This is a genomic window from Chitinimonas sp., from assembly GCF_041904975.1.
Lineage (GTDB): Bacteria > Pseudomonadota > Gammaproteobacteria > Burkholderiales > Chitinimonadaceae > Chitinimonas.
Genome location: NZ_JAYRLZ010000161.1, coordinates 1 through 9,674 on the forward strand (window position 1 = coordinate 1; position 9,674 = coordinate 9,674).

The window sequence follows — 9,674 nt, forward strand, 5'->3', positions numbered from 1 at the left end:
CGGAAGCCAATTTCATCACCGTGCGGGTGCCCGATGCCGACCACACCTTTGCCGCACTCAAACAGGCCGGCATCCTGATCAAACGCTTGCACGGCAGCCATCCGCTGCTGGATCATTGCCTGCGCCTGACGGTGGGTACACCTGCCGAGAACGATGCCGTCCTGACGGCGCTCCCCCAATGCCTTTGAGCCACGCCATGCGCCAAGCCACCGTCACCCGCAATACCCTGGAAACCCGGATCACCGTCAGCTTGAACCTCGATGGCAGCGGCCACAGCCGCTTCGATACCGGCGTGCCCTTTCTCGAGCATATGCTGGATCAGGTGGCGCGCCACGGTCTGATCGATCTCGATATCCACGCCTGCGGCGATTTGCATATCGATGCCCACCACACGGTGGAAGATATCGGCATCACCCTCGGCCAGGCACTGGCCAAGGCTTTGGGCGACAAAAAGGGCATCCGCCGTTATGGCCATGCCTATGTACCACTGGATGAGGCGCTCAGCCGGGTGGTGATCGATCTGTCAGGCCGGCCCGGCCTGGTGTATGGCGTGCAATACAGCCGCGCCAGCATTGGCCAGTTCGATGTGGACCTGTTCAGCGAGTTCTTCCATGGTTTCGTCAATCACTCGATGAGCACGCTGCATATCGACAATCTGCGCGGCAGCAATGCGCACCACCAGGCCGAAACCATTTTCAAGGCCTTCGGCCGCGCCCTGCGCATGGCGGTGGAAGTGGACGAGCGCGCCGCAGGGGCCATGCCGTCGACCAAGGGAACCCTGACCGCATGATGCCTACCATGGAACGCAAGACCCTGATCGAGCAGCTGGCGGCGCTGGATGAACTCACCCTGAGCCAGCACACCGAACAAGCCGGCGACCATTTTTGCCGGGCACAACGCGAGATCGAATTGGCGCAGCAGTTTGATGAGCAGCACCATCTGGTCGCCATCGCCCGTGCCGGCAAGGTTGTTGCATACGCGATGTACCGCGCCAAGCAGCTTGGCGAGTGGTTTGTGCTGATGCTGAACGTACACCCGGAATGCCGCGATGCCTCGGTGATGCGCGAGCTGTCGTTCAAATCGCTGCAGCTATTTCGCCAACACACGGTCGAGCGACTTGTTTCGCATGTCTACAAGACCAATCGCCTGTCGATGAACTTCCATCACCGCCTTGGCTTTGCCATCAACCAGGAAAACGACAAGGCGGTGGAGTTTGTCACCGAGCTGGCGCACAACACGCGCCTGGCCGCACTGGCAGCCAAGGCATCATGAAGATCGCCGTGATTGACTACGGCATGGGCAATCTGCGCTCGGTGACCAAGGCGCTGGAGCATGTCGCGCCCGAGCATCAGATCCTGCTTAGCAGCGACCCGGACCTGATCGCCCGCGCCGACAAGGTGGTATTCCCCGGCCAGGGCGCCATGCGCGATTGCATGCGCGAGGTGGATGAGCGCGGCCTGCGCGAAGTCGTGCTTGAAACCGCCAGGACCAAGCCGTTTCTGGGCATCTGCGTCGGTGCCCAGCTTCTGTTCGACTGGAGCGAAGAAGGCGCCAGCGCCCCCGGTGAACAAAGCGCCGCGCTGGGCGTATTTCCGGGTGAGGTAGCGCGTTTTCCGGCAAACCGCATGATTGATGCACAGGGCGCGCGCCTGAAAGTGCCGCATATGGGCTGGAACGAAGTCAGGCAGACGCAAGCCCACCCGCTGTGGGCCGATATTGCAGACGGCGAGCGCTTTTACTACGTTCACAGCTACTACATGCGTAGCGCCAATGCCGCGCTGACCGTGGGCGAAAGTGATTATCCATTTGCCTTCACCGTCGCCGTGGCTCAGGCTAATATCTTTGCCACCCAGTTTCACCCCGAGAAAAGCCACACCGCCGGCCTGCGACTGCTACGAAACTTCGTCACCTGGGACGGCACGATCTAATCCTCACCCCGACACCACTCATCATGCTCATCATCCCCGCCATCGACCTGAAAGATGGTCAGTGCGTGCGCCTCAAGCAAGGCGAAATGAATTCAGCCGACGTGTTCGGCGACCCGGCCGACATGGCACAACGCTGGCTCGATGCCGGTGCGCGACGCCTGCACCTGGTTGATCTCAATGGCGCCTTTGCCGGCAAACCGAAAAACCTCGCCACCGTCAAAGCCATTCTCGACGTGGTCGGCAGCGACATCCCGGTGCAACTGGGCGGCGGCATCCGCGACCTCGACACCATAGACAAATACCTGGAAGCCGGCCTGCGCTATGTGATCATCGGCACGGCGGCGGTGAAGAACCCGGGCTTTCTGCATGAGGCCTGCGACGCCTTCCCCGGCTCGGTGATCGTCGGGCTCGATGCCCGCGATGGCAAGGTAGCCATCGATGGCTGGAGCAAGATCACCGGCCACGATGTGGTCGATCTAGCCAAGCGCTTTGAGGACTATGGCGTGGAATCGATCATCTACACCGATATCGGCCGCGACGGCATGCTCAGCGGCATCAATATCGACGCCACGGTCAAACTGGCCAGCGGCCTGACCATTCCGGTGATCGCTTCGGGCGGGCTGACCAATCTGGACGATGTAAAAGCCCTGTGCGCAGTGGAAAGCGAGGGTATCAGCGGGGTCATCGCCGGGCGGTCGATCTATGAAGGCACGCTGGACTTTGCTGCAGCACAGACCTTGGCTGATGAATTGAATGGCTAAGCACCCGGTCATCAATCTCGATTCCCTACCCGCGCCGGAGCATAACCGGCACGGCGAAAAATACGAGTCGTTCGACACCGGCATCAGCGAGCTACTGGGCGCCAGCAAGCTCGGCTACAACCTGACGGTAGTCCCAGCCGGCAAGCGCTCTTGTCCTTTCCACAACCACTGGGAAGAGGAAGAGCTATTCATCGTGCTGGAAGGGCGTGGTACCTACCGCTATGGCGACCAAGCCATTGCCGTGCGCGCTGGCGATATCTGTGCTGCCCCATGCGGCGGACGCGAGACGGCGCACCATCTGATCAATGATTCGGACGCTGATCTGAAGTACCTGTCGATCAGTACCCGGTCACCGACCGAAATCTGCGAATACCCCGATTCGGGCAAGGTCGGCATCCGCGTTGCCGAGCACGGCCCCGACGGTGAACGCCGTATCCGCTTCCGATTCCGGGCGCTTGATGCCTCGGGCAATGTCGACTATTTCGTCGGCGAAGATTGATCGGCGCCTCTTGGCGCCCTCCTGGCCTGCTTATTCATGTCTCTCGCCAAACGCATCATCCCCTGCCTTGACGTAACCGATGGTCGCGTCGTCAAAGGCGTCAATTTCGTCGGCCTGCGCGATGCCGGCGACCCGGTCGAGATCGCCCGTCGCTATGACCAGCAAGGCGCCGACGAGCTGACCTTTCTCGATATCACCGCCAGCTCCGACAATCGCGATCTGATCCTGCACATCATCGAAGCGGTGGCCGATCAGGTATTCATCCCGCTCACCGTCGGTGGCGGCGTGCGCAAGGTCGAGGACGTGCGGCGCCTGCTCAATGCCGGTGCCGACAAGGTGGGCATCAATACCACGGCGGTGACCAATCCGCAGGTGGTGGAGGATGCAGCCGGCTATTTCGGCTCGCAGGCCATCGTGGTGGCGATTGATGCCAAGCGGGTCAGCCAGCCGGGCGAGGCGGATCGCTGGGAGGTATTCACCCATGGCGGCAGAAACCCGACCGGGCTGGACGCGGTACAGTGGGCACTGACCATGCAGCAGCGCGGTGCTGGCGAGATCCTGCTAACCAGCATGGACCGCGACGGCACCCGTTCCGGCTTCGATCTGGCACTTACCCGGGCGGTCAGCGATGCGGTCAATATCCCGGTGATCGCCTCGGGCGGCGTCGGCAAGCTGCAGGATCTGGCCGACGGCATCACCCTCGGCCACGCCGATGCGGTACTGGCAGCCAGCATTTTCCATTTTGGTGATCACACGGTTGCCGAGGCCAAGCAGCTGATGCGCGATCAGGGTATCGAGGTGCGTTTGTGAGCAACTGGCTCGATGAAGTGAAATGGGACGACAAGGGCCTGGTCACCGCCATCGCCCAGGACGCGCGCACCCAGCGGGTGTTGATGGTGGCCTGGATGAATCGCGAAGCCTTGCAGCTGACCGCCGACACCGGCATCGCCCACTACTGGTCGCGCTCGCGACAAAAGCTGTGGAAAAAAGGCGAGGAATCGGGCCATCTGCAGACCGTTCAGGCGCTGCGGCTCGACTGCGATGGCGATGTGATCGTCATGCAGATCGAGCAGGCAGGCGGCATTGCTTGCCACACCGGTCGCGAAAGCTGCCTGTATCGCCAGCTGATCGACGGCGAGTGGGTAGCGGTCGATCCGGTGCTGAAAGACCCTGCCGCCATCTATTCGCACTAAGCTGTCACCCTGCTGCAAGCTGGCAATCGTATAATCGCCGTTTTCCGTCGCGAAATTACCCTCCATCATGGTCAACGCAGACATCCTGCAGCGCCTTGCTACGACACTCGACAGCCGCAAGGATGCCGATCCGGCATCGTCCTACACCGCCAGCCTGATGCATAAGGGCCTCGACGCCATCTGCAAGAAGGTCGGCGAGGAAGCCGTCGAAACCATCATGGCAGCCAAGGATGGCGACCGCCTGCACCTGGTGCGCGAGGTGGCCGATCTGTGGTTCCACAGCCTGGTGCTGTTGTCGCAACAAGGACTTGGCCCGAACGATGTGCTGGCTGAACTGGCGCGGCGCGAGGGTATTTCCGGCGTGGACGAAAAGCGGGCGCGCGGCGATGCCTGATGCAACACCCGAATCCTTTGTCGGTGGCTGCCAGTGCGGTGCGGTGCGCTACCAGATCCGCGCCAGCGCGGTGGCGCTGTTCGCCTGTCATTGCCACGAATGCCAGAAGCAATCTGGCAGTGCATTCGGCATGGCACTGTGGCTGCGCACCGAAAGCTGCGATATAGCGGGCGAATTGCGCGAATGGACCCGGCACACCCCGCAAGGTCGGCAGATGCGCTGCCAGTTTTGTCCCAACTGCGGCAGTCGGGTATTTCATCGATCCAGCCCCGACCCGCAACTGATCAGCATCAAGCCCGGTACGCTCGACGACACCAGCTGGCTGCATCCACGCACGCATATCTGGCGTAGCAGTGCCCAGCCATGGGTTTCGTTTGATAGTGACTGCGTATTCGACGGCAACCCGCCCGATTTTCAGGCACTGAGCATTCAACCCGATACAACAGGCGTGACTAAGGAGTCAGGCAGATGAGTGATAACTGCATTTTCTGCAAGATTGCAGCCGGAGTGATTCCGGCCAACAAGGTGTATGAGGATGATGAGGTGATCGCCTTTCACGACATCAATCCGATTGCCAAAGTGCATTTCCTGCTGGTGCCCAAGCGCCATATCGACAGCCTGCTGAGCGCACAGGCAAGCGACCATGCCCTGCTCGGCAAGCTGTTGGCGCTAGCGCCGGAGCTGGCCCGCCAACAAGGCCTAGGCGATGGCTTTCGCACCATGATCAATACCGGTCTGGCCGGCGGCCAGTCGGTGTTCCATCTGCATCTACATGTATTCGGTGGCGGCGGCAAGGCAGAAACCGCCATGGCGCAGCTGATTCATTAATCGCTTCAGCGTTGTTTCCGCCTGCTGGACACTGGGTCCGCGCAGGCTTCATTTCGATTCAGGAGTTGTAACATGGGTAGTTTCAGTCTGTGGCACTGGCTGGTGGTTCTGGTAATCGTGGTGCTGGTGTTCGGCACCAAGAAGCTTGGCAATGTCGGCAAGGATCTCGGTTCGGCGGTGCGTGGCTTCAAGGAAGGCATGAAGGGTGACGAAGAGCCGAAAAAAGTCGCCGAAAAGGAAGTGGACGGTGCACGCGTCTTCGATAACGAGCAATCGCGCGACAAGCGTTAAACGCCATCGTGTTTGACTTCAGCTTTGGCGAATTGCTGGTGATCGGCGGCGTAGCCCTGGTGGTGATCGGCCCGGAAAAGCTGCCCAAGGTGGCCCGTACCGTCGGCGCCATGCTGGCGCGGGCCCAGCGCTATGTAAACGGGGTAAAGGCCGATATCCAGCGCGAGGTGGAGCTCGATAATCTGCGCCGGATCGAGGCGGAGATGAACGAGGCGGGCCGCAAGCTGGCCAGCGAGCTGGGCGACGGACTGAACGATATGCAGCAATCCGTCAGTTCCGCTGCGAATGACTTTCACGCCGTCATGCACGACGCTCCCAGCAAAAGCAGCTCGGAATTGGCAGCAAGCGACACGGTAGCCGCAGCGCACGAAGCCGCCGCGTCCTCGACAGGGGCTGCAGAGCGGCCCGAGCGCGATCGCCGCTAGTGTCCATCCGGCCGAACCGCCGGCGCCAGGCCATACCGGCCAGCCGGCGACGCGCACGGCGGACGTGCGCCTGCCGCCTTGGCCCCCCTACCTATTTCCGGGATTCCTGACATGAGCATGCAAGACGACCTACAGCCCTTGATCGAACACCTGATCGAGCTGCGCACCCGCCTGGTGCGGGCATCGGCAGTCATGCTGCTGTGCTTTCTCGGCCTGTTCCACTGGTCGAAAGACCTGTACCACCTGCTGGCGATGCCGCTGCTCAAGACCTTGCCACAGGGCGGGCAGATGATCGCCACCGATGTCACCGCCACCTTCTTCGTGCCGCTCAAGGTCACCGGCATGGCCGCCTTTCTGCTGACCCTGCCCCACACCCTGTACCAGGCCTGGGCCTTCGTGGCGCCGGGCCTGTATCAGAATGAAAAGCGGCTGGTACTGCCACTGATTGTTTCCAGCGTATTGCTGTTCGCTATCGGCATGGCTTTCGCCTATTTCCTGGTATTCCCGGTGGTGTTCGGCTTTATGGCTGCGGCGACACCGGTAGGCGTGGCAATGATGACCGATATCGACAAATACCTCGGTTTTGTCCTTGGCATGTTCCTGTCATTCGGCGTCACCTTCGAGACTCCGGTGGTGGTGATGGTGCTGGTGCGCATGGGCCTGGTCAGCGTAGCCAAGCTCAAGGAAATCCGCCCCTATGTGATCGTGGGCGCCTTCGTCATAGCAGCCATCGTCACCCCGCCCGATGTGTTGTCGCAAACCATGCTGGCAGTGCCTTTGTGGCTGCTCTACGAAATCGGCGTGCTGCTGTCAGGTTGGTTGATCCAGCCCAAGGCGCAAACCGAATAGCCCAAGGGGCAAGGCCATGGCTGCGCGCATGCCGTGGCGAGCCAGCCGAGCCGGCTGCCATCGCCCAGGTGGCAGCGATCCGCTCATCAGCGACACTGACACGCCAGAAAAGGGCTGTGCACAGCCCGCCGGACCAAGCGTTTGCGACGACCTTGCCGAAATCGATGCCAGTCCGACGCGGTACTCAGCGCTTGTCCTGAGCCTTGCTGGACGACGTGGCACTCAAGCCACTGGTATCGATGCGGTAATCGGGCGAAATCAATTCGCCGCTGATAGTGATCGGCAGAACCGCGCCGCGCAGCGCATCGAATGCCGCCACGCCGCTATTACCGGCCAGGGTTGCGCGCAGCTGATAGTCCACCTTGCCACGACCGAGATCGACACGTCCCTCGCCCGCCAGCGCCATGAATGGGGCATGGCCTTGCAGATCATGGTTTTCCGCAATGCCATCGCGTATCACGAAGCGGGCTGAAAGGTCGCTGAAGCGGGTGCCTTTTACCGCTCCGGCCGTCACCAGCCCGCCGGCCAATTGGGCCAGATTGATACGGGTGCCGCGCAAGGCATCAGTGATATCGAAGCCGACAAACGCCCCCTTGCTCAACGACACATCCAGCTTGCCGGACAAGCCACGGCGCATCGCATCGACACTGCCGGCCGGTGCTGTGAGTTCGGCATTGACCGTGCCGCGCCCGGCCAGATGATTGAGTCCCAGGGTGTCGGACGCCAGCATCGCCACCTCCACCCCCTTCAGGGTATGGGCCAGCTGCACGCGTGGCGCGGCCGTGGTGTCGAGCAGCATCTTGCCTTGCAGGCGACCGCCGTAAATGTCGGCCACCAAGGGCGCCAGGCTCAGCTTGCGCCCGGCAGCTTCAAGATGCGTCTGCAAATTCAGGATGCGGAAGCGGCCGATATCAAGCTCGCCCAGCTTGATATCGCCACGTGCAGTCAATCCAGCCAGCCATTGCCAATCGAGCGGCTGGCTGGCATCGAGCAAGGCGGGCTTGTCTGAGGCGGGGAGATAGGGAGTGAGGTCTAGGCGCGCCAGATCGACGGCGAAGGCATAACGCGGGTCGAGAAAGTTCTCGATATTGAACTGCGCGGCAATCGGAGAGTGATCGAGCGTGCCCAGGCTGGTCCAGTCCAGCCGCTCCCGCGTCAAGTCGACCACGCTACGCCCGGCCAGGTTCAGCTTGATCGCCCCGCGCGGCAATGCCTTGTTGCGATAGGCGCCGGTCAGGGTAAAGCCCTCCAGCGCCAGATTGCGCCAGCTGGCAATCCGCAAGGGGCTGACCAGATCAAGCTGGACATTCTGCCTGTCGTCAAGCAGCTGCAGATTGAGCCTTACCTTATCGGCCAGCAGTCCACCGGCGGCATCGGCCGCCAGTTTGTCCAGCTGCCATTTGCCCGACAATTCACGCTCGGCACTCTTGATGCCGACATCGCCATCGAGCCGCCCAGTCAGCAAGCCCTTGGCACCTAGCTGCAATTGCGGTGTCTTGAAGCCGGCCTGCCATAGCTGGTCGCCATGGCGCGCGGTGGCATGGGCCTTGGCATTGCTGATGGTGCCGCGCCAAGGCAAAGCAGCCAGGCCCAAGTCGCCGCCGAGTTCAAAATGCCCCTCATGCCAATCCTGGGTGTCGGCATTGATCTCGACCCGGAAATTGCTGAGCTTGGCCGACAGCTGTGCCCGGTCGACCTTGATCCCGCTATCGAGGCTGAGCTTGCCGCCCCAGCCGGGCGCCACCAGTTGGCCACTCAGGCTGAGTATGCCCTCGTCCGCCTCGGGATTGATGGCATGCAAGGTAACGTCGCGCAAGCGGGTGGTGTCGCCGATCCGGTCGTGCCAGTCGAATGCGGCATCAACCAAATCGAGTCGGCTTGGATGCCAGTCAATCCGGTTCGATTTGGGCTTGCGGGTCAACAGGTCGTCAAGATTCAGACCGCCATCCTCCTTTGCCCGTATTGCCATCCCCAGGCCTTGCACCCGGCCATCGACCAGCTCGGCCCGCCCATGGCACAGGGCAAGCCAGCCCAGGGAAAAGCGCGCACTGCGAAACACCAAAAATGGCGTCTTGCCATCCGGCTCGGTCAGGGCTGCATCTTCCAGGGTGATATTGGGCCGCGGCAGCAGCGCAAAGCGCAAACCCGCCACGGTGAGTTTGCGCCCGAGCGAATCACTGGCCTCCGCCACCAAACGCTGGCGCAAGCTGGTCAATTCGAACAGGGGCAAGGCCGCCACCACAAGGATCAGCGCAAGGCAGCCATAGAGGAGTCGCCGCACGCGCAGCGGCAGCTGGTGAAAAAGCATGGGCGCGATTATCACAGAACTTGCCGCAGCGCGCCCCATGCACCGTGCACAACAGATGCAATTTCACTCACGCATGGCAGGGGCGAAGCGGCGCATGCCGCGGCGGCCCGCCCAAGCCGGCTGCACCATGGCCCGCTTCGCGTTACCATCGCCGCACTTCACCACACCGGATCCCACCATGAGCGCTGCTTTCCAGCC

Annotated in this window: 15 protein-coding genes and 1 pseudogene; 15 read left to right on the plus strand and 1 reads right to left on the minus strand. The window is 61.7% G+C overall.

Features of this window, described 5'->3' with window-relative positions; translation table 11 throughout:
- From ACE3OH_RS14505 to tatC, 14 genes and pseudogenes are all read left to right on the plus strand, one after another.
- A pseudogene (locus tag ACE3OH_RS14505) lies at nt 1-188 on the plus strand (histidinol-phosphate aminotransferase); the annotation flags it as partial.
- Nucleotides 189-196: 8 nt separating this feature from the next.
- Nucleotides 197-790 (plus strand): imidazoleglycerol-phosphate dehydratase HisB, encoded by a 594-nt coding sequence (hisB, locus tag ACE3OH_RS14510; RefSeq protein ID WP_374354247.1) that lies wholly within the window; start codon nt 197-199, stop codon nt 788-790.
- Nucleotides 791-798: 8 nt separating this feature from the next.
- Entirely contained in the window at nt 799-1,272 is a 474-nt protein-coding gene (locus ACE3OH_RS14515; protein ID WP_374354251.1) for a GNAT family N-acetyltransferase, read from the plus strand.
- Nucleotides 1,269-1,928, plus strand: a complete 660-nt coding sequence (gene hisH / locus ACE3OH_RS14520; RefSeq protein WP_374354253.1) for an imidazole glycerol phosphate synthase subunit HisH — start codon at nt 1,269-1,271, stop codon at nt 1,926-1,928. The genes ACE3OH_RS14515 and hisH overlap by 4 nt, the downstream gene beginning before the upstream one ends.
- A gap of 23 nt (nt 1,929-1,951) precedes the next feature.
- Nucleotides 1,952-2,689: a 1-(5-phosphoribosyl)-5-[(5-phosphoribosylamino)methylideneamino]imidazole-4-carboxamide isomerase gene (gene hisA / locus ACE3OH_RS14525; RefSeq protein WP_374354260.1), complete on the plus strand. Its 738-nt coding sequence runs from the start codon at nt 1,952-1,954 to the stop codon at nt 2,687-2,689.
- Entirely contained in the window at nt 2,682-3,188 is a 507-nt protein-coding gene (locus ACE3OH_RS14530) for a cupin domain-containing protein (RefSeq protein ID WP_374354262.1), read from the plus strand. The genes hisA and ACE3OH_RS14530 overlap by 8 nt, the downstream gene beginning before the upstream one ends.
- 36 nt (nt 3,189-3,224) lie before the next feature.
- Complete coding sequence (gene hisF, locus ACE3OH_RS14535; protein ID WP_374354265.1) at nt 3,225-3,998, plus strand: imidazole glycerol phosphate synthase subunit HisF; 774 nt, start codon at nt 3,225-3,227, stop codon at nt 3,996-3,998.
- Entirely contained in the window at nt 3,995-4,381 is a 387-nt protein-coding gene (gene hisI / locus ACE3OH_RS14540; RefSeq protein ID WP_374354268.1) for a phosphoribosyl-AMP cyclohydrolase, read from the plus strand. Before hisF ends, hisI begins: the two co-directional genes overlap by 4 nt.
- A gap of 67 nt (nt 4,382-4,448) precedes the next feature.
- Entirely contained in the window at nt 4,449-4,775 is a 327-nt protein-coding gene (locus ACE3OH_RS14545; RefSeq protein ID WP_374354271.1) for a phosphoribosyl-ATP diphosphatase, read from the plus strand.
- On the plus strand, nt 4,768-5,247 hold the full coding sequence (locus tag ACE3OH_RS14550; RefSeq protein WP_374354274.1) for a GFA family protein: 480 nt from the start codon (nt 4,768-4,770) through the stop codon (nt 5,245-5,247). The genes ACE3OH_RS14545 and ACE3OH_RS14550 overlap by 8 nt, the downstream gene beginning before the upstream one ends.
- Nucleotides 5,244-5,603, plus strand: coding sequence for a histidine triad nucleotide-binding protein (locus tag ACE3OH_RS14555; RefSeq protein ID WP_374354277.1), 360 nt, complete (start codon nt 5,244-5,246; stop codon nt 5,601-5,603). The genes ACE3OH_RS14550 and ACE3OH_RS14555 overlap by 4 nt, the downstream gene beginning before the upstream one ends.
- 72 nt (nt 5,604-5,675) lie before the next feature.
- Complete coding sequence (tatA, locus tag ACE3OH_RS14560; protein WP_374354280.1) at nt 5,676-5,894, plus strand: Sec-independent protein translocase subunit TatA; 219 nt, start codon at nt 5,676-5,678, stop codon at nt 5,892-5,894.
- Nucleotides 5,895-5,902: 8 nt separating this feature from the next.
- Nucleotides 5,903-6,319 carry a Sec-independent protein translocase protein TatB gene (gene tatB / locus ACE3OH_RS14565; RefSeq protein WP_374354282.1) on the plus strand — a complete coding sequence of 139 codons (417 nt, stop codon included), beginning with the start codon at nt 5,903-5,905 and terminating at the stop codon, nt 6,317-6,319.
- 102 nt (nt 6,320-6,421) lie between these two features.
- Complete coding sequence (tatC, locus tag ACE3OH_RS14570; RefSeq protein ID WP_374354290.1) at nt 6,422-7,168, plus strand: twin-arginine translocase subunit TatC; 747 nt, start codon at nt 6,422-6,424, stop codon at nt 7,166-7,168.
- Nucleotides 7,169-7,352: 184 nt separating this feature from the next.
- On the opposite strand, the gene ACE3OH_RS14575 is transcribed toward tatC, so the two are convergent.
- Nucleotides 7,353-9,476 (minus strand): AsmA family protein, encoded by a 2,124-nt coding sequence (locus tag ACE3OH_RS14575; protein WP_374354284.1) that lies wholly within the window; start codon nt 9,474-9,476, stop codon nt 7,353-7,355.
- Between ACE3OH_RS14575 and ACE3OH_RS14580 the strand changes: the two genes are divergently transcribed.
- Nucleotides 9,475-9,674, plus strand: a 200-nt coding sequence (locus tag ACE3OH_RS14580) for a hypothetical protein (RefSeq protein WP_374354287.1), incomplete at its 3' end; no start/stop codon positions are given. The two genes, ACE3OH_RS14575 and ACE3OH_RS14580, sit on opposite strands and share 2 nt — an antisense overlap.